Source organism: Dehalogenimonas sp. W, from assembly GCF_037094495.1.
Taxonomy (GTDB): Bacteria; Chloroflexota; Dehalococcoidia; order Dehalococcoidales; family Dehalococcoidaceae; genus Dehalogenimonas; species Dehalogenimonas loeffleri.
Genome location: NZ_CP146612.1, coordinates 134,400 through 153,570, shown reverse-complemented (window position 1 = coordinate 153,570; position 19,171 = coordinate 134,400). Strand labels below are relative to the sequence as shown.

General features: G+C 48.2%; 16 protein-coding genes. 6 read left to right on the top strand and 10 right to left on the bottom strand.

Translation table 11 applies throughout. From position 1 onward, the window contains the following. Nucleotides 1-24 precede the first annotated feature (24 nt). From V8247_RS00675 to V8247_RS00660, 4 genes are all read left to right on the top strand, one after another. Nucleotides 25-2,964, top strand: coding sequence for a TrlF family AAA-like ATPase (locus tag V8247_RS00675; protein WP_338737747.1), 2,940 nt, complete (start codon nt 25-27; stop codon nt 2,962-2,964). Between the two features lie 403 nt (nt 2,965-3,367). Next, entirely contained in the window at nt 3,368-3,736 is a 369-nt protein-coding gene (locus V8247_RS00670; protein WP_338737745.1) for a hypothetical protein, read from the top strand. 464 nt (nt 3,737-4,200) lie between these two features. Then, entirely contained in the window at nt 4,201-5,403 is a 1,203-nt protein-coding gene (locus V8247_RS00665; RefSeq protein WP_338737743.1) for a DUF2130 domain-containing protein, read from the top strand. 510 nt (nt 5,404-5,913) lie between these two features. Beyond that, nucleotides 5,914-6,537 (top strand): DUF6498-containing protein, encoded by a 624-nt coding sequence (locus tag V8247_RS00660; RefSeq protein ID WP_338737741.1) that lies wholly within the window; start codon nt 5,914-5,916, stop codon nt 6,535-6,537. Between the two features lie 223 nt (nt 6,538-6,760). Here V8247_RS00660 and V8247_RS00655 read toward each other — a convergent pair whose 3' ends face one another. After that, nucleotides 6,761-7,180, bottom strand: a complete 420-nt coding sequence (locus tag V8247_RS00655) for a pyridoxamine 5'-phosphate oxidase family protein (RefSeq protein ID WP_338737739.1) — start codon at nt 7,178-7,180, stop codon at nt 6,761-6,763. Between the two features lie 52 nt (nt 7,181-7,232). Further along, nucleotides 7,233-7,400 carry a hypothetical protein gene (locus V8247_RS00650; protein WP_338737737.1) on the bottom strand — a complete coding sequence of 56 codons (168 nt, stop codon included), beginning with the start codon at nt 7,398-7,400 and terminating at the stop codon, nt 7,233-7,235. 118 nt (nt 7,401-7,518) lie between these two features. Here V8247_RS00650 and V8247_RS00645 point away from each other — a divergent pair, with 118 nt between their 5' ends. Beyond that, nucleotides 7,519-8,253, top strand: a complete 735-nt coding sequence (locus V8247_RS00645) for a Crp/Fnr family transcriptional regulator (RefSeq protein ID WP_338737735.1) — start codon at nt 7,519-7,521, stop codon at nt 8,251-8,253. 267 nt (nt 8,254-8,520) lie between these two features. Here the strand turns inward: V8247_RS00645 and V8247_RS00640 are convergent, their stop codons facing one another. The 7 genes from V8247_RS00640 to V8247_RS00610 all read right to left on the bottom strand — a co-directional run bounded on the left by V8247_RS00640 (nt 8,521) and on the right by V8247_RS00610 (nt 16,247). Then, complete coding sequence (locus tag V8247_RS00640; protein WP_338737733.1) at nt 8,521-10,128, bottom strand: hypothetical protein; 1,608 nt, start codon at nt 10,126-10,128, stop codon at nt 8,521-8,523. Between the two features lie 407 nt (nt 10,129-10,535). After that, the gene (locus tag V8247_RS00635) at nt 10,536-11,783 is read right to left on the bottom strand and encodes an ABC transporter permease (RefSeq protein WP_338737731.1); all 1,248 of its coding nucleotides are present in this window, start codon (nt 11,781-11,783) and stop codon (nt 10,536-10,538) included. A gap of 6 nt (nt 11,784-11,789) precedes the next feature. Next, complete coding sequence (locus tag V8247_RS00630; protein ID WP_338737729.1) at nt 11,790-12,968, bottom strand: ABC transporter permease; 1,179 nt, start codon at nt 12,966-12,968, stop codon at nt 11,790-11,792. Nucleotides 12,969-12,972: 4 nt separating this feature from the next. Continuing rightward, the gene (locus V8247_RS00625; RefSeq protein WP_338737727.1) at nt 12,973-13,725 is read right to left on the bottom strand and encodes an ABC transporter ATP-binding protein; all 753 of its coding nucleotides are present in this window, start codon (nt 13,723-13,725) and stop codon (nt 12,973-12,975) included. A 128-nt stretch (nt 13,726-13,853) separates the two neighbouring features. Then, the gene (locus V8247_RS00620; protein ID WP_338737725.1) at nt 13,854-14,588 is read right to left on the bottom strand and encodes an ABC transporter permease; all 735 of its coding nucleotides are present in this window, start codon (nt 14,586-14,588) and stop codon (nt 13,854-13,856) included. Continuing rightward, nucleotides 14,581-15,324, bottom strand: a complete 744-nt coding sequence (locus V8247_RS00615) for an ABC transporter ATP-binding protein (RefSeq protein WP_338737723.1) — start codon at nt 15,322-15,324, stop codon at nt 14,581-14,583. The genes V8247_RS00620 and V8247_RS00615 overlap by 8 nt, the downstream gene beginning before the upstream one ends. 722 nt (nt 15,325-16,046) lie before the next feature. Continuing rightward, a complete protein-coding gene (locus tag V8247_RS00610) occupies nt 16,047-16,247 on the bottom strand; it encodes a helix-turn-helix transcriptional regulator (RefSeq protein WP_338737720.1) in 201 nt (66 codons plus the stop codon). Nucleotides 16,248-16,378: 131 nt separating this feature from the next. Here V8247_RS00610 and V8247_RS00605 point away from each other — a divergent pair, with 131 nt between their 5' ends. Next, nucleotides 16,379-18,094 (top strand): recombinase family protein, encoded by a 1,716-nt coding sequence (locus tag V8247_RS00605; RefSeq protein WP_338737718.1) that lies wholly within the window; start codon nt 16,379-16,381, stop codon nt 18,092-18,094. On the opposite strand, the gene dnaN is transcribed toward V8247_RS00605, so the two are convergent. After that, nucleotides 18,006-19,136, bottom strand: a complete 1,131-nt coding sequence (dnaN, locus tag V8247_RS00600) for a DNA polymerase III subunit beta (RefSeq protein ID WP_338737716.1) — start codon at nt 19,134-19,136, stop codon at nt 18,006-18,008. The genes V8247_RS00605 and dnaN overlap by 89 nt on opposite strands. Between the last annotated feature and the right edge of the window lie 35 nt (nt 19,137-19,171).

The following is a 19,171-nucleotide window of genomic DNA, read 5'->3' as shown; positions in this document are numbered from 1 at the left end:
AAAGTTCGACGAACGGGGGGAGAGATGCCTGTCTCAATATCAGAACTGAAAATATTCTTGGATTCTCCGGGTGGGGCTAGATTCGTGAAGACGAATCTGCATCTTCACACTCCCGCGACGCCATGGGACTGGGATGCGGTTGAGGGGCAGACTAGGAAAGCCAGAAGTGTGAGCGTAGCGGACTACTTCGAAGCGTTGAGCAAAACCTCTCTTGATTTAGTAGCGATTACAGACCACAATTGCGTCTCTTGGTGCGGACGGCTGATTGAATTAGCGGCTGCGGCGCGTAAAGCGGGCACAAGCAGGATTCATATTCTCCCCGGTGTTGAAATAACAACCTATGAAGGGCCGCACGTAGTTGGGATTTTCGACGAGTCTGCGGACTTGGGGAAGATTGAGCTTATGTTGAGCCGGCTCGGAATGTCTGGCAAAGGTGAAAAGGAAGACAAGGTCGGTCGGTTTCTAAGTGCCAAATCACCGCACACTATTCAAGAGGTATTCGAGGAGATCGACTCGTTGGGCGGAATAGTTGTAGGACCGCACGTAGATAATTCAGATGGGCTTTGGGGATTTAAGGGATTCAGGTCGCGCAACGAAGTCTTGAATAACCGACTCATCCGGATATTAGCAGCACCTTCTGGAAGTATAAAGAAGGTGAGCGAGGCTGGGGGTTCAGTGCGGTTGCTGTATAAGAACATGGACACGAGTGTCATTACAAATTCTTTCGGATTCGTAAACGTATCAGATTGTCACCGTTTGGATGACTTCGAAGAAAAGGTGACGTGGATTAAGATGACGAAGCCGAGCCTTGAGGGCGTTCAGCAAGTCATTTATGAGCCTGAATTACGTGTGTGCCACGAGATCACCGAAATCCACGACAAGGAGGGTAGGCTAGAATTCCGGGAGGGCTTCTTCTTTACGGATCCCAGCCGAACGGCTTACTCACATCCACACATCATCGGGATTTCTGTTAATGGAGCTATGTTGGACGGATTAAAGGTGGCGTTAAGCCCAAATCAAAACAGCATCATTGGGCGTAATTATGCTGGAAAATCTGCGTTATTGGATTGTATCAGATTTGCTTTGAATGCAGTTCCGAGCGACCCGGATAAACTAGCCAAGTTTACGGATAGGATGAAGGCATTTATTGGAGATGGCGGAGACGTGACCTTGTATCTGTCTATCAGAGAGAAGTTCTATGCCGTCACAAGAGTATTTACCTGGACTAAGCTTGGCAAAAGTGCGAAGCCGGCATTTCAGATAACTGGCACCCCCGAAGTGTATCTGCTATGGAATGGATCTGAATTCAAGCGCGATAGTGGTCGGGACGTGCGTGAAGTGTTCCCCATTGAAGTCTACCCCCAAGGCGAAGTGACGAAAATCAAGGAAAATGCTGACCAACAGATGAATATTGTTGACTCACTTGGCGGAATCGACCTGGCAAAGCGGGACGTGGAATTGTTAGAGCTGAATGGGGCTAAAACCGTCAAGGGTGAGCTTAAGGATAACCGTGAAAGCATTGTAGGCAAACTGAAAAGAAGGGATGAGTTGAAGGAAGCAGCTTCGGGGATTGACCAGTTGCAGAAAGAGATAGAAGAACTTGAGCAGTTGAGTACATCTCCAGCAGTCGTTGAAAAGAAACTCTGGGCTGAGGAGGAACTGAAGATAGATGGGTGTAAGAAGGAGTTGCTACGTCTTGAGCCCAGGTGGAAACCAGGTAATTTGGTGCCGCAGATTGAGTTTGCGGAGGACAAGCCTGTTGAAGTGGTAGTAGGGGAAAATGCGATGAAGGGCACTGAATTCAAGCCGGAGTCTGCATCGCCGTCGGATTACTCAATGCGGGCATCAGAGATATTCGAGACAACAGTCAAGAAGCTGAAAGAAAGTACTTTGTATGGGAGTACTGCTATCACCAAGGGCATTGAGGGTTTGTCAGGGCTAGAAAATCTGAGAAAAGCACGATCTGATGAATTGGATGAAAAGATCAAGAAAGCGGTGAAACCTGGGGATGCGAGAGCTGTAGGTGACGGGCTAATAGATCACATTACGGAAAGACGCAAAACTCTTGCAGGATTGCTGGACCAAAAAAGGGAATTTGAGCAAGCGGAGAAAGAGATTGCGGGACTTTTCAAACAACGCAAAGCGCTTCTGCAAAGATTTGGTGACAGGTGGAGCGAGATTAAGAAAAAGCGGCAAATGGTGGTCGAGATGATCTCAAGAGGCTCAGCATCCACTATTAAAGCTGAATTGATAATCAATGTAGAAAGAACAGGATACAGGGGCAAACTGACAGAAATCGTAGACCGCCTGACGAGCGTGGCTGTAAGGATTTCGCACAAAGAAGACCAGTTGACTCTTGTGACCGACGGCCTGTCCCCCAAAGAATTAGCTGACCTCGTGAGGGGGCGTGTTAGCAAAGGGGTGACAGACAAATGCGTAGGAGTTACTCCTAATACAGAGACCGTGCTGTTTTGCATGAATGATGCAGACATATTGCAGTTGGAGGAGTGCCTACTGGATGACAGATTTGTCATAAGTTACCAAAGAGAAGGAGATACGGAATATACCCCAGTCGATTCGGGGCTATCTGGAGGAGAACAGGCGCTTGCACTAATATCTGTGGCTATGGTGCCAAAGGGATTGCCGCTAATCATAGATCAACCTGAGGACGAATTGGGTCCCGGCTTGATAACTCATGAATTGGTCGAGCAAATACGTAAGGTTAAGTCGGAGAGACAACTAATATTCGTAACACATGTTCCTAACATACCAGTGTTAGCCGACAGCGAGCAGGTGCTATACATGGAGCAGAAAATCAGAGAGAGCCAGAAGAAATCCGAAAAGGGGTGCTGCGGTTCTCTCGAGGATGTAGATATTGTAGAGCACCTGTTGGAACTGGACGGTGGGAATATTGCATTTGAGAAGAGAAGTCAAAGGTATTCACGCGTAACAAAAACCAAATAAAATATAGCGAGACAGTTAGAAGTTTTCTCCCGGCGCATGGGAATTTATCTCAAAGACGCTGCATTCGAATCTAAACGATTAAAGCTAACTCATCCCTAAAAGTCCTAGATTTTAAACAGATTGGGCTAGCAGACTGGATTCGAACTTTGTTGCCGTTGGGCATCGGCTTGAGTCAGCCAAAGAAAGGTTGTTGAAAAGACCCTACACTACACTGCTGAATAGTTCTCGGTATCGTCCCCTTTGGTGGGGGTGAAGTGACGATATAAAGATTCAAGAGTTCAGCCGTTCAAAACAGTAACGCATACCTCACGCGTTGCACCCCACAACACTTTTGAAGATTTGACATCTACTACGGGAAAATCCTAAAATAGGATTTATAACACCCTATTATAGGAGATAAATGATGAGCTACCAAACTGCCGAGGAAACGGCCCTACTACTTTACCAGCTACTAGAGAACTCCAACCAGAAGCGAGGCCGTGTCAGTGAGGCCACGATCCGTCGTCTTTCAGGAAGAACGCTTCTGCGGAATAAATTTCTAGAGGATCTCAAGGGCTGTCTGGAGGACATCGGCCTAATCTTAATTGAGTTGCATCGGGGAGGATTCGGCCTGATGCGTGCGAGCCTTCTTGAGGGAGCACCTGCCATTACTGCGAAAAAGTATATGAAAGATGAACTGGCGACGCTAAATAACGGAGTAACCAATGACGATCTCTTCGAAAAAATAAGGTCTCAATTAGAGGATCCCGTTAACGAGGCTGACGATTCCTAGACGGGGATAAGTCCACAAATGCCCCACATTCAAGGGATCGAATCTAATAATCTAGGCCAGACGAAGTACAAAAGTGATGGTCAAAATCTATCGGAGTTCTACCCATTGGTACCCCGGCTCCGCCAAAGCGAACTCTACCACACGACGGTATTTATACCGTCGTTGAATTTCGCCTTGATTAAATCGATCTTCTTGCTTTTAATGTGTTATCAAAGACCGTCTGATCAACTGATTTATCTCAATACCAGTAAATGGTGTAACCCCTAGGGAATCCCCTCGATTTGATACGTTTATAATTAACGCATTTATGAACATGCCGAGGATTTGACCATCAGTCAACCAACCGGACCGAAACAAGCAGCCTGGTTTTATAGTGTCAATTTCATTTAGATAGCCATTCCCAAGGTGTATAATGGCGGCAAAAAAACATAGCAATGAACTTCGGCTTGAGAGGAAACATCCATATGAATGAGATTATCTGCCCGCATTGCGGAAAGGCATTTAAGATCGATGAGGCTGGATATGCAGACATCCTGAAACAGATCCGCGATCGCGAATTTGACAAGGCTCTCCATGAGCAACTTGAACTCGCCGAGAAGGAGAAGAAGACGGCAATCGAGCTTGCCGAGTCCAAAGTGACTAGCAAACTAGAAAAGGCGGCAGCCAAGAGCGACGCAGAAATCGAGCGGCTAAAGGCCGAACTCAAGTTGACCGAAGTAGCGAGGCAACTGGCTGTGAAGGAGGCGGTCAGCGCCGTTGAGAAGGAACGGGACGACTTTGCTCGGAACTTGGAGGTGAAGGAAATAGAACGGAAGTTGTGCGAGTCGGCCTTAAAGGAGACGCACTCGGTTGAACTCAAGTCGAAGGACGAACAGATCGCCTATTATAAGGACCTCAAGGCCAAGCTTTCGACAAAGATGGTCGGAGAAACTCTTGAGCAACACTGCGAGATTGAGTTTAACCGCCTGCGAGCCACCGGATTCTCGCTCGCCTACTTCGAGAAGGACTCTGATGTCCGAGCCGGTAGCAAAGGTGATTATATTTTCCGTGACTCGGATGAAAATAACACCGAATTTATTTCCATCATATTCGAGATGAAGAACGAGTGCGACACGACAGCAACGAAGAAGAAAAACGAGGATTTCATCAAAGAGCTCGACAAGGACCGCAATGAAAAGGGCTGTGAATACGCCGTGCTGGTGTCGTTACTCGAGCCGGATAGTGAGTTGTACAACGCGGGCATCGTCGACGTATCCCACCGCTATCCGAAGATGTATGTCGTTCGTCCTCAGTTTTTCATTCCGATTGTTACGCTTCTGCGGAATGCGGCAAAAGCTACGTTGGTGCACAAGACGGAACTCGCACGTGTCCGGGAGCAAAACATCGACATTACTAAGTTCGAGAGCGAGCTCGACGCGTTCAAGGTTGGCTTCGCTCGGAATTATGACCTGGCATCGATGAAGTTCAAGACGGCAATCGACGAGATCGACAAGACAATCGACCACCTTCAAAAGACAAAGGACGCTCTGCTGGGCTCAGAGAACAATCTCCGGCTAGCGAATAATAAGGCGGACGACTTAACAATTAAAAAGCTAACCAGGGGAAACCCGACGATGGCCGCAAAGTTTAAAGAGCTGAAGCCCGAAGACCCAAAGAGTGCGGTGTGAGTTGCGGTGCCGGAGCGAGTTAGACATGGCCAACCAGTCTCAGCTGACGTGAGAGGAAATTATCCATCCGAAAGGGGCTCGCTCCCACGCGGTGGAAACGCTGTAAGGAAGCGAAGATGGATTCCACCCTCAGCTCCAGTTGAGAGGATTCGAGTTGGTTCTTACCTTGAGGTTTGCTATTCCACTTGCTACTCTTTTTTTACAACCATTAGTCACCATTAAACGTAATTTGATTATCAGGCCTGGTGACAAAAGGCGCTAAATTAAAGCTAAAAGCACTTGGACGCGCGCATTCCTAAACTACGCGTCACCGGTTCGAGTCAAACCTGGTACCAAGGACCGTTCAAAGAATGACATCCAGCAATGCTGACTTTTGTGATCCCTATGATTGTTTGATATCTGCGACTTTAAGAGCGTCTCTTTTTCTACCACGTGATATACTTACCTCACAGAGTTCGCCGACAATATGGAACAGGCTGTCTAACTCACACATCAAGACATGAATACGACATGACTAACGCGAATGACTTGAATCATTTCAATTGGAAAAGCCCGTCGGCATTGGTATTGATCATCGCCAACATGGTGCCACTCTTGGGCGTTGTATTCTTTCATTGGCAAGTTTTTCCGATCATGTTTCTATTTTGGATGGAAAACGTGGTTATTGGTATTCTAAATGCATTCAAAATGGCAATGGCCAAAAAGAACTCACCGACGTCTGCAAAACTGTTCATGATCCCTTTTTTCCTTATTCATTATGGGATCTTCACATTAGTCCATGGCATCTTCATCTTCGTCATATTTGGGGGCATGTTGAGTGAAAACGGCGCCAGTTTCGATTTTAACTCATTCACAGGGCTGCACTTGGAATGGGGAGTATTAGCCCTGGCCCTGAGCCATGGTTTTTCTTTTGTCAGCAATTACATTCAGCGGGGAGAGTACAGACAAGTATCAGTTTCAGAACTCATGGCACAACCGTATGCCCGAATTGTCATTCTGCATGTGACAATCATCTTTGGGGGATTTCTGGTGATGGCATTCAACACCGCAACCATGGGATTAGTATTTCTTATCGTTGTGAAGATCGTTGTTGATTTATTTGCCCACTTGAAGGCTCATAGGGGGTCTCCATAGGTGTTCCAAGAATGAATTCGGGCTAGATATATTGATAACTCAGGAAAGCAAGTTTATCACGCTTCAGATCTGACCTGAATTGGTGACCTGAAGTTCGAAAAGGGCAACCCCATTATTTGTTAGAATTGAACCTTTTGTTATATCGTGCAGTGAATATCGACACATTTTTTCACAACAAAGAAGAGGGCATTAAGCCCTCTTCTTCTGATTTGAGTCTCCGCGACTAAGCCAAGAGTTTGCCTTTGTCTTGGGGGGCTTGAGAGTAGATGGATTCTACCTTCACGGTGCCCACACCACTGATGGTCACACCCATAGCGTCTTTGAGCGCCTTGGCGAACTGTTCGAAGACCGGGCCAGAAGTCAGGTAACTCGAAAAGGTACCTTTGACCTGATAGGTTGTGAAGGGAGGTGCAACCGGGATTTTCATCGCGACAATGGCGACCTTTTTGGTTTCCTCCAAGTTCTTGAACGTCCGCGTAGTACGACCGTAGAGGTCAGCGAAGGCTAAAGTCTCGTCGTCAATGGCAGTCATACTCGTTTTGGGGGTGACATTGAGTTCGCCATTTCTACCTACGGTGGCAACCATCTTTGGAACCGAGGCGTCTTGAAAGAGAGCGATTACTTCCTTGGGCATTTTAGCCATGTTATTTTCTCCTTATTCCCTTTTAGATTTGGTCGAGACCTATTTTTAAAGACTAACCGATAAGAGCCAATACAGCCAAAACCATCGCTGTAACTCCCAGCAAGAGATGAACCCAGAACAATTTGACCGTAATGAATCCCTTCAAAGGATTATTGCTTGTTTTCAGCGTGAAACCGCAGATACCGGCCGCAAGGATGAAGATGGCTGCTAAAGTTTCCATGAATTACCTCCTTTTTTACCATTCTGGCACTAAATGAAGGTGAAGTCTGTAAAAAAGTATACACAGTTTATGTCGTGAGTTAGTGTACAATGACTATCGAATCGTCTGGAGGAATGATATGACGTATTTGAACTGTATGGCTGACTTGTGGCTCTTCGACTCCTTGAACGAAACAGAAAAAGGAGACATTCGAAAGCTTTTTCACCGCCCGGAATACCTGAAGGGCGAATACCTATTTAACGAAGGCGAGCCGGCGAGCTCGATTTTCCTGGTCACCCAGGGCAGGGTCAAGCTATTAAAAACCTCGGAAGGTGGCAAAGAAATCGCCCTCGGATATATTACCCCCAATCAACTGTTTGGCGAAGAAGTGTTATTCGATGATTCAGTGCATTCTTTTGCAGCCGTGGCAGTGGAGGATACACGGTTGTGCGCTTGTTACAAGAGTGATTTTGAGAGCTTGCTTGCGCAGAATAGTCAACTTTCCCTGAAGGTGATAAAAGGATTAGGTGAAAAAATCCGGCGTATCACCGAGCAGTTTGCGGATGTTGCAATTTACGATACACGCTCCAGCTTATCCCGCACACTTGTCAGACTGGCTCGAGAGCATGGGCAAGAAACCGCGGATGGAATGAAATTGAATTTCCGGTTGACCCATGATGATCTCGGTGCGCTGGTTGGGTCCTCCCGGGTCATGATTACGAACGTCATGAAGTCTCTTAAAATCGCTGGAATAGTGAGGGATGACCTCGATCACAAAATGGTTATCAGCCGGTGGTTCCTGAACGAGCCCTTCATAGAGGAACCTGCATCGCCAGCCGCCAGATCAGCGGATTGCGATTGTTACCAAAGATAACTCAGCTGTTGATCCGATCCAATGTTCGGTGTCTTGGCTGCTGACGCCACCGTATGGGACTCGAACCTTAAAGACCTTAGGCCTGAACTTTTTGTTACAAAGTGCATCACTTATCGATTAAGATTTGCAGCTAAGAGTTTTTCCCTCGATACACAATCCTTATAGTGTGTTCTGGATCTGGTTTCCTCGGTGGTTTTGACCACTCAGTCCTGTTCCAAATAGCAACGTTCCATTGCGGGAAACGTTTATATACGCTTTACATATCCGTCATTTATGCTCGTCGGGGTTTGTACAAATTACTCCAGGAGGCAGTGTTCCCGGGATCGGCGTTTCCTTTAATGCCTGCTTGAGCACGGCAATTGAGTTCTTTTCAACAACGACATTATGAGGGTTATCCTCGATTGGTTTAGCAAATGGGCATTGATATTTTCCGCTTGGATTTGGTTTCTCTACCCCAAATCCTGCTCCGCAAGTTTGGCATCTGAGGAGAACCGGCAGATGCTTACCAGTTATCGTTTCAAGTATATATTCGGCGCCCACCTCAATATTTTTTGCGGAAGTATTCTCCGGCATTTGTTCAACCAATGCTGGAAGTTCTTTGCTGGATTTCTGCAAGTCCTCTTTGGATACTGAATGAACCAGACCCAGAAACCACTGGTAAACTTGCCACCTATGCTGATCATGCTGAACGGCGTCTTTTAACCTCTGGATTTCCCCAAGCAGGCTCTCTTGCTCGCTCTTGAGCTCTGAGAGGTGGGCGACCTTGCTTTCTTTGTCTTGAATATCGGACGCGAGTTTATTGAACTGCGTTTTTAACATCTCAATGTGCTGTTCCAACGCCTTTTTTACAGGCGCCAGAACACTAATATCCTTCTTTAGCTGGATAGAGGTTTTATGTTTCTCCTCCAGATCTGTGACAAGAGGTTCCAGGCCGGCTTTTTCCGCCTTTAATTTGGTAACCGCAAGCTCTAAGCTTGACTTCAATGCCGCCTGTTGTTCCAGGCCACTTAGTTGTGTTTTGATGGCTTTAATCTCAGCGTTAAACCCTGCGCGGGTTTCAAGTAATCCTCCGTAATCTGTCAGATCCTTCAGTAAGCCTTTACCGTGATCGAGAAAAGTGATGGCTTTCGCCTTATTCAGAATGGCCGATAAAAAGTTCAGATCGAAGCCTGTCTTGTTGAGAGCCGTAAGATGCTCGATAGCAGTTTTGATGTCTTTATCGGGAATGGCTGCAGCTTTGAGTTCTTTTGCTAGGTGTTCTACGAGCTTCAGACGGTCCATATTGACGCCAAGTTGTTGCATATCGATCTCGAACTGATCGTCAGCGGCGGCTTTCTTTGATGCGAGGACTGCCAGTTCATTTTTAATCGTTTCCAGCTCAGCGGTCTTAGTTTTGAGCAGGGCATCCGTTTTCCCCAGATTTTCCTGGATTCCACTGAATTGAGTTAGTACCTGCTCATAAGTTACGCCGGTTGTGTCTTCCATGTCTGCCAATTTGATTGCGGCGCTGGCAAAGCCTTCTTTTGCCATCCATTTGCAGGTATTGATAACCTTGGGATATTCCGATGGATTGAAACCCAGTTTCTTTAAAACCTGGGTGGCCTTCACTCCGGCCTTGGACTCCGCCACAGTCAAGTCATGTTTCTTCAGCTGAGCACTGAGTTCGAACAAGTCTTCCACCGTATCCTCAATGTTGTACTCTTCAGAGGCGGCGATTATGCCTTTTTCTGATACCAGTTTTTTATACTCCTTCAGGTATTTGGAGATGGTAGTCTGGTCTATCTCTAGTATCTTTGCGATCTCGGCCTGAGTGTGACCGCTGGCAAGGAGGGCAAACATTCTTTTTACCGTTTTGGGTGATAGTTTAGGTGGCATTTCATAAACTCCGTTACAATAATATTTGCCAGATAACCCTTGGTGCAAAAAGGGGGAGGTAACGTATACAATAAACTTGGGGGTTATCGCCCGTTGCTGTTACTGTTGCTAAAGAGCCGTTACTGCCAAGGGCTATGTAATATATATCATAAATTATATCATAGACTTGCCCTATTTTATATGCCTGCAAATGAAAGTCTCTGGGAGAATAATTGTTGAAAAAATAGGCGAATTCCCACGATCTAAAACAGGAAGTCCGAATATGTCGTATTGCCCAAGAAAGAGACTACCATGAAATGCTAACTCAAGGGCTGCTATTTTTGTGGGAAGATGTCAGTCACCGATTGATGCAAGCAACAGAGATTATTGAATCAGCGAACAAACCAGGCAGCAGGCTTAGTGGTCACTCAATTTGAACTAATGCGGAACCGGGTGATGGCGACTCCTGCAAAGATGACGGTAAATACCACCAATGCCAGCATTTCCGGCACTGCCGCCCCGAAATCAGCCCCGAAGACCATCAGCTTGTTAAAGCCGGACGTCGCCCAGGCATGAGGTGTGATTTTCGCTACTGTTTGCAGCCATTGGGGGTAGAGGAACGACGGCCACCAGCACCCGCCGAGGGGAGCCAATACCAACGCGGTTATGACCGCCAGCGAACCTGCAGAGCGCTGTGTTTTCGCCAGCGTCGCCAGCATCACGGCAAAGGCTGAGGACATGACAACCATCAATAGGGACAGCATAATCACTCCACCCGGTGACAGACCGAGGTCGACCTTGAATACCAGTATGCCGACTGTCCAGAAAATGATTATCTGGATAATACCTCGGATGACCGTACCGGTATAGATGCCGCCAAGAATTGCCTCTTTTCTTACCGAGGTTGAAAGCAACCGCTCAAGTGTATGATTGGTGCGTTCCTTCACAATCATCTCGGCAGCAAGGGCGGCGGCAAAAAAGACGAACATCACCAGGTAGCCGGGAATCACCCAGTTGGCCGGGTTTTCAGTACCCACCTCGCCGACTTTATCTGTTTCGATGGCGATGACCGCGGTATCGGTCGTCGCGCTCCCAGCCATTCCAGCCATGATCTCTTCTACCACCATGCCGATGGCGGCTGGATCATTGGCGAGGACGCCGCTGCTAATAAGCGCTGTAACACTGGCCTGAATGACTGTTTGGTGTGTATTTATCTGCGATGCGATAGCCCCGGCGATACCGTGGAGGGCGGCTCGCATGTTAGTGTTCTCTGCGTTGACGTAGATTTCCAGGTTGGTAGGTGCTTCAGCCAGCAGCCTGGCCGTGAAATCCGCTGGGAAGTAGATGAACCCAGCAATATCTCCATCATCGACGGCCTGCTGTGCAGCTTCAAAATCCCGTTCCCAGATAATTACCGGTTCTCCCGGCGCCAGCGTCGTTTCGTCGGTGGTTTCCATGGATACGAGTATCTGGTGGCTGATGCCGTCAGGTTTTTCAAGGGTCACAAACCTGAGGTTTAACCGTGAGTCTTCCGAACCAACTCCCGCCATCAGAAAATTGAAGAACGTGATGAACAGCAGCGGGAAGATGATGAAAAAGAACACCGCGCCGCGGTCGCTGGCGAATATTTTAAGGTCCTTAAGGGCAATGAACCAGATGTGCCTGAGCGCTTTCATCCCGTCCTATTTCCTCCCGCCCACGGCTCTGAACAGCCACCGGCTGAGTACCAGGCCGGCCACAGCCACTATGGCCAATACCACCAGGTTATAGCCGGTGTCCACCAGTGAACCACCCTCAGCAATGACGGCGCGGAAGGCATCGTTGGCGTAGGTATTGATGGAAAACTTGCTTATAGTGGCGAAGATGGTGCCCTGGCTTACTTCAAAGAACGTACCGCCTAGCATGACCATAGCCATAGTGAAGACCACCCCGAACCACGTTGCCCCGTCTTCAGTTCTCGCCATAGAGGCGATTATCATGCCCACGGCGGTGGCTGCAGCACTAAAAATGAGAGCGATGAGCAGTGCGGTAACAAAGGAAAGCGGGGTGAACATCTGGAAAACCGCGTAGGACAGCAGCAGAAGAAGCAGTGTCTGGATAAAACCGCGTGCCACAAAGGAAATATACTTTCCGAAAAACATCTCGCCGACGGTAAGTTGGGTAGTCAGCAGCCGTTCTAGAGTGCCACGCCGCCGTTCCTCCACGATGGTCCTGGCACTGAGTGAAAGGGCGAACAGCACGTACATGGTAACAATCCCCGGCAGGAATTGGTAGATGAAATCAGGCTTGCCGCCGGTGGTGGTTTCGTTGACGGTGACCACCGGCTTGGCTTCCCGTAAAGCGATGACTTCTGACACGCTTAGTTCGACGAGATCCCCAGACAGATTGTACTCAGCCAGGGCGGCAGTTGTCTGCCGCTGGACGAGGAATTGCTGCTCAATATCGGCCACCGCGCCGCGGATGATACTGGCCAGTATCTGGCCTTCCGTGCCACCGTTGCCTCTCTGTTTAAAAACAAGCCCGGTGTTATTGCCGGCCTCAAGGGCGGTGGAAAAACCGGCGGGGATGTACAGAGCGAAGGTTATGTCGGAACGGTCGAGCTTGTCATCGGCGTCCTGGCGAGTCAGCAGCGAAATACTGACGCCGTCAGCGCTATCGATATCATTGATGAGTCGTTGGGCATAGACGCCGCCGTCTTCATTAACGATACGGCAGATGCCGGTGAAGGTGGTTTGTCCGCCGAACGCTCCATACATGAGGGCGAAGGTAACGATTGGTAGGAGCAGACCGAAGGCAAGGTCGCCCCTGTCCTGTACATACAGTTTGATTTCGTTGAGAAGAATCGCCAGCGCCCGTTTCATATTCTTATGAGTCTCTCAGACTCCGGCCGGTCAGGTGAAGAAAGACGTCTTCCAGCGTCACCTTGTCTGGATCTCCTATCTGTGCCTTGAGGTGCCGCGGCGTATCTATGGCGATAATAACACCGCCGTCCATGATGGCCACCCGCTGGCAGAGGCGCTCGGCTTCTTCCATGTAGTGGGTTGTGTAGAGAATGGTCTTGCCCTGTTTCTGCAGATTGAGGATGCTTTCATAGATGTGATTGCGGGACTGCGGGTCGATACCGACGGTCGGCTCGTCAAGAAAGAGGATCTGTGGATCACCCATCAGGGTGATAGCCAGGTTGATGCGGCGCTTCATACCGCCGGAGAACTTGGCTACCTTGCCTTTAGCCCGTTCCTGCAAGCCCATGAGTTCCAAGTTGGTCATTGCCTGAGACTTGGCGGCCAGGCCGCTGAGGCCGGCCATCCGGCCGAAAAACACCAAGTTGTCGATGGCGTTGAGGTCTTCGTAGAGGGCTAAGTCCTGCGGGCAGACTCCGATGAGGCTGCGGACTTTCTCGGAATCCTTCTTAACTGAATGACCGCCGATGAGAATCTCCCCTGCGTCGGCAGCCAGGACGGTAGTCAGCATGCGGATGGTGGTGGTTTTGCCCGCGCCATTGGGGCCGAGCAGTCCAAAAATCTCGCCTTTTTCAATGGTGAATGAGACGCCGTTGACGGCCTTGAAATCACCAAAGCTCTTGTGTAAATCTTTGACGTCCAGGTATGCTTTGGCCATAAACGTCTCCTTGTTAGAACGGTTGCAGGTTAAGCTAATTATATCCGCTGTCAGGCACACTGTACAAACAACGAGCAGTTAGCAATAACTATCGTTTAAGATTTTAACGCCTTTGACCTTCCAGCCAGTTAGGCATTCACGCCGCGTCTAATAGTTAGCGCGGCCAATACAGACATGAATGCAGCGAATCCAATCAGGTATAGCAGGTCTTGGGCTACATCGCCCAGAGACTGACCGGCAAGCATAATATTTCTAAGGCCCTCAACAGCATAGGTCATTGGTAGTAATTGGGACACACTCTGGAGAAATCCGTTCATCTGGTCAACTGGCCAGAGGACACCACCTAGGAATACCTGCGGCATAATAACTAACGGAATAAACTGAACCATCTGGAACTCGTTGCGGGCAAAGGTAGAGGTGAAAATACCAAGTGTCACTGATCCAACAACGATGGCGATTTGGAAGATGAGAATCTGCCACAACTCACCGCGATAAGGCACTTCAAATACCTGCACGGTGAAAAAGAAGATGATCAGCGTTTGAATAAGTGCGAATACCATGAAACCGAGGAGATACCCGAGGACGATATCGAGCTGTGAAACTGGCGAGGCCATCAGGCGTTCCATGGTACCCTGGGAGCGTTCCCGCAGAAAACTTATGCCTGTGAGTAGAAAACTCATAAATAAGGCCATCATGGCGATGAGGGCTGGCGCCACCGAATTGAGGAGGGTACGATCCGGAAGGCTGTATCCAATAAGAGTCATGACAACGACTGGTACAATAAAGATTAAACCCAGCGTGCGGTGATCACGCCAAATTTGTTTAATGACTCTACTCGCTATAGCTATGGCGTACTTAGGCATGGCCGGTACCCTTGCGGATGTAATAAAGGAAAGCATCCTCTAATGTGGCTCGATCGTTGCCGGTGGCAGCTACCAGTATGCTTGGAGGGCCGCTGGCAATAATCTTGCCTTCGCGTAGGAAGGCCAGACAGTCGCAATGCGCAGCGTCGTCCATTGTGTGAGAAGAAATGATCAGTGTTCGCCCTAAGGCGGTTAGGTTTTTGAAATATTCCCAAAAATGAGCCCTCAAGTCCGGATCGAGACCCACAGTAGGTTCGTCAAGGAAAATGAGGGACGGATCGTGGACAATGGCGCAAGCCAGAGATAGCCGCTGGCGCATGCCACCTGAAAGCTGATGTACCGATGTGTCGCGCTTTGGCCATAGTTCCACCAAATTGATGACTTCGTCTACCCTATTCTTACGCGCCAATCTGTCGGCCATGCCATAAATATGAGCAAAAAATTCGATATTTTGACGTACTGAGAGTTCTTGATACAGCGATGTCAATTGTGGCATATAGCCAATGAAGGACGAGTGATGTCTGGAAAGTGGTTGATTGAATACCTCAATACGGCCATTGTTCGGTTTAAGCAATCCGATCATTAATCTAATTAATGTTGTTTTGCCGGAACCGTTAGGCCCCAAAAATCCGAATGATTGTCCACAGGGGATGTCAATCGACAAATTATCGATGACACGCAAGTGTCCATAATTGAAGGTAAGCCGGGAAACGGCAACGGCATTTTTGTCGGTCATTAAAATACTCAAATACCAATCTATATCCCAATGGATGGGATGTCAATAGGTTAGTCTCATCCCATAGGTATAGAAGATAGATATGGTGAGGGGCTGATGATAAGGTGAATTACAGTACTGGAATAGTGTTTTCGATATATCCAATTAGCTATAGCCTGATTTTTCGGTGGAATCTGCAGATAGCGGCTTTCTGCCGTGTAGTATGCCCCGACACACCTGACAAAGCAAAATCTGATGACGAGATGAGCAAGATTGCCGGATTTCTTCACTATGCATTATGCATTGACAGCACACGAGGCAGTTAACATAAACTTATGAGATTTGATAGAATGCGATAATCATTGACCAGGACGTTACTTATAGGTTGACAGGCATTCAAAACGGAGGTACGATATTCCCAATAAAATAAATATCCGAACTGAAGGCAAAGCCCAAGTTGGTCCTTTGATAGACGTAAGGAAGGGCGCCAGAGATTTCTCTGGTGCCCTTTTGTTTGCGAACAAAGGAATGCCAAGTGGGACAGGCAAAAAAGTCGCCAATAACGGTACAGGTCAATATCCAAGCAGGCTCGGTTTCCCGGTCTCAAATAGTGGCATGGAGGAAGCTATGGAGTCAATTACTGGTAAATGCTCGCAATGATGAACCCCAGCATCAAAAACAAATCGCAGGAATGGAGATCGGAAAAGAGGAACCCTGAAGATTACAAAACCGTTGGCAATTATCTAGATTCTTTGAGCAAAGTTGAATTCAATTTCATTCGGATCGACGTTCAATCCTTTGGCTAATTTCCTGATAGTAACGAATTGTGGTTTACGTTGGCCTCTTTCCAACCGGCAGATAGCGGCCACCGTGACTCCGGAGGCTCGGGATAAGTCGGCCTGGCTCATAACCCGTTGGATCCTTAGCTCTTTCAATGTTGCCATGATAGTTATTGCATCATAATTTAGACACAGCGTCAACATTTAAATAAGTTATTGACAATAAAGTAAAAATAAGATAATGTAAAAATAACGATAAGATAATTTAGTTAACTAAGATCGGGAGGGTTGAAAAAATGTATAAACTTTCTTGTCCATCCGTCTATGATAAACTGGATCAGGGAGCAGAAACTCCTAGTCTTGTAGCCAAGAAGGCTTTGACTGCTTTTGTCATTGTCAGGGTTAGTGCTGAAGATCAATTAAAGGGTTATGGCCCCGACGTACAATGGGAGGATGATATTCTCCCCAATGCGCCAGGCCTCGGGTTATTAGTGACCGACGAATACCGGCGTGTGATTCAAGAATCTGCTACTAAATGGGAGCGCACCAAGTTTGAAGCCGCTGTGAGAGAAGCCTTAGCCCTGTATCAGCAAGGGGTTATAAAAGCCCTTCTATTTCCTAGGGTTGATCGTGAAACGAGGTTTATATTTGGTAGCATACCGCTACTAGCGGAAGTAGTGAAATCAGGACTTAAAGTGTACTTTGCTAGGGAAAAATTGGCACTCGACCCAGATGATCCTGAGAGTATCGAGCGATATTTAAGCAAAGCTACTCAAGCCCAGGCTTACGTTCAAACCATGAAATTAAATACCGGACGGGCTAAGAAAAAGCTGCTTCGGGAAGGGAAATTGCCGCAAGGTACAGGAGTTGGCTTGTATGGCACCACCTACGACCGCATGACTAAGAAGAGGGTTATTGAACCGTTTGAGGCGGGAATAGTCCAGGAGATCTTCCAAAGGATTGCATCAGGAGATTCACCAATCTCGATCGCCCGTGATCTCAATAACCGTCACATTCGAACGAAATGCACGAAAGCTGATTCTCCACCCGACCAGATCAAGCATTGGCACAGTTTAACCATCCGGCGGATGATCCGTAATCCAGCTTTTGTGGGTAAAACCTACTTTGGTATGACCACCAGAGTGGATCGTGGGCATACTGTGGCCCATCCAGAGGAAAAATGGGTTTTATTGCCCGATGTGACACCAGCGATTGTCACTGACGAAATATTCAATGAAGCTAATGCTCAGCTGGAAAAACCAAAAATTCGTACCGGTCGACCTCAAAATCCGTATCCGCTGAAAAACCATGCTTTTTGTGCAATATGTAATCGGCCTTTAGTCGGCCACTGTTTGAACAAGAAGTATCGTTATTACCAGTGCAGTAGTGCCAGACCGTATGAGAATAGCGGTAAAAAATGTAATGCCACATATATACGGGCTGATGATCTGGAAAAAATAGTGTGGGATAAGACGCTAGAGATCTTTAAAAATCCGAAAATTCTGCTCAATGAATTAGCCAAATTGGGTGATCGAATCAATCAAGATGCGCTTGAAGCTGAGATACAAGAACTTGGCGGGACTCTGAATAATTACGAACAGAGGAGGAATAAACTACTCGAAGCTATAGAATGGGGCGAATTCGAAAAAGATGAAATCTTAGACCGATTGAATATCCTTAAACGACTGCGTAGTGATGACGAGGTTAAATTAAAAGAATTAGTAAAAACAAAAAAATATGCGGAGAGCCTAGCCACAGCTCATATCAAAGTATCTGTACTCCATCAGAGGGTACTGGATGAACTTGAGCAGAGCACTCCGGAATTAAAAGCCTTGGCACTGGATGCGTTGGACGTGAAGGTCTATGCTAAAGGTACCAACGACATTAGAATTCAAGGAGTCATTCCACTGGAATTAACTTCACCTACCACTGAACAAACATCGGCATCACAACGTGAATATAATTATCAGTGCCCACCGGCCGGATTACACCGGGGCTTGATGGTCCCGTAACTTCCAAGGCGACCTGGTCCTCGGTCAACACGCTTAGTACATCCAGCAGATACTTGCCGTTGAAGGCAATCTTGGCTTCCTCACCGGAAACTGCGGCGTCCAGTTCTGCCTGATCATCGCCGATCTCCTCAGAGCGGGCGGTGATGGAAAGACGGCCGGGCGTTTTGCCGCTGCCCGGGGTCATAATCAGCCGGACGATACCGCCGCCGTCGCGGGCGAAAATCTGGGCGGCACGGGCGGCGCGCAGGAACTGGGGCACGTCAAGCACCACCCGGGTGGTGTGAGACTGCGGGATAATCTGGGAATACTGCGGGAATGAACCCTGTAAAAGTTGGGAAACCAGTTCAACGTTCTTAAGTTTGAAGAGAATCTGGCTCTTCTGGGTATCAACGGTAATGCTGATGGCTTCGTCTGCGTCAGCGATAAGGCGGGACACCTCGGCCAGAGTCTTGGACGGGATGATGGCTTTAACCTTCTGGGCAACCGGTTCAGCAAGGGCCATTTTGTAGACCGCCAGACGGAAACCGTCAGCGGCGGCCAGTGTCAGCACGGAGCCTTCAAACTGGGCATCAATACCGGTAAGTACCGGGCGTGATTCGTCGGTAGCGGCGGCGAAGACGACGCGGGACACACCTTTTTTGAATTCGCTGACGTCCACTTTGGCGGTGACGCCGCCCTCAACCCGCGGTACCGGCGGGAAATCTTTGGCGTCTACACCGGTCATCCGGGCTTCAAAGCGGCCGCATTTAAGGGTGAGGGTTTTGTTGGCGGTCAGAATCATGTCAACTTTGTCGCTGGGCAGGGAACCGACAAACTCAGTCATCAGCTTGGCGGGTACGGTAGTGGCCCCGTCTTCCTCAACCTTGGCACCCAGCCAGCAGGTTACGGCCATTTCCAGGTTAGTGGCGGAAAGTTTCAGCCGGCCTTCATCGGTAGCCAGTAACACGTTAGTGGTTATCGGCAATGTTGAGCGGCTGGCCGCGGCACGGCCGACAATATTAAGGCCTTTAGCCAGGTTTTCCTGAAGACAAGATAAGCGCATGTTGGTGGTTCCTCCGGTTCTAAATCAAATGGTAT

Bases quoted from the DNA above. Each gene is read 5' to 3' on its own strand.
- V8247_RS00610 (WP_338737720.1), bottom strand. From the start codon at position 16,247: ATGGCAACATTGAAAGAGCTAAGGATCCAACGGGTTATGAGCCAGGCC.
- V8247_RS00625 (WP_338737727.1), bottom strand. From the start codon at position 13,725: ATGGCCAAAGCATACCTGGACGTCAAAGATTTACACAAGAGCTTTGGT.
- V8247_RS00635 (WP_338737731.1), bottom strand. From the start codon at position 11,783: ATGAAAGCGCTCAGGCACATCTGGTTCATTGCCCTTAAGGACCTTAAA.
- dnaN (WP_338737716.1), bottom strand. From the start codon at position 19,136: ATGCGCTTATCTTGTCTTCAGGAAAACCTGGCTAAAGGCCTTAATATT.
- V8247_RS00665 (WP_338737743.1), top strand. From the start codon at position 4,201: ATGAATGAGATTATCTGCCCGCATTGCGGAAAGGCATTTAAGATCGAT.
- V8247_RS00630 (WP_338737729.1), bottom strand. From the start codon at position 12,968: ATGAAACGGGCGCTGGCGATTCTTCTCAACGAAATCAAACTGTATGTA.
- V8247_RS00675 (WP_338737747.1), top strand. From the start codon at position 25: ATGCCTGTCTCAATATCAGAACTGAAAATATTCTTGGATTCTCCGGGT.
- V8247_RS00620 (WP_338737725.1), bottom strand. From the start codon at position 14,588: ATGCCTAAGTACGCCATAGCTATAGCGAGTAGAGTCATTAAACAAATT.
- V8247_RS00605 (WP_338737718.1), top strand. From the start codon at position 16,379: ATGTATAAACTTTCTTGTCCATCCGTCTATGATAAACTGGATCAGGGA.
- V8247_RS00670 (WP_338737745.1), top strand. From the start codon at position 3,368: ATGAGCTACCAAACTGCCGAGGAAACGGCCCTACTACTTTACCAGCTA.
- V8247_RS00615 (WP_338737723.1), bottom strand. From the start codon at position 15,324: ATGACCGACAAAAATGCCGTTGCCGTTTCCCGGCTTACCTTCAATTAT.
- V8247_RS00660 (WP_338737741.1), top strand. From the start codon at position 5,914: ATGACTAACGCGAATGACTTGAATCATTTCAATTGGAAAAGCCCGTCG.
- V8247_RS00645 (WP_338737735.1), top strand. From the start codon at position 7,519: ATGACGTATTTGAACTGTATGGCTGACTTGTGGCTCTTCGACTCCTTG.
- V8247_RS00650 (WP_338737737.1), bottom strand. From the start codon at position 7,400: ATGGAAACTTTAGCAGCCATCTTCATCCTTGCGGCCGGTATCTGCGGT.
- V8247_RS00655 (WP_338737739.1), bottom strand. From the start codon at position 7,180: ATGGCTAAAATGCCCAAGGAAGTAATCGCTCTCTTTCAAGACGCCTCG.
- V8247_RS00640 (WP_338737733.1), bottom strand. From the start codon at position 10,128: ATGCCACCTAAACTATCACCCAAAACGGTAAAAAGAATGTTTGCCCTC.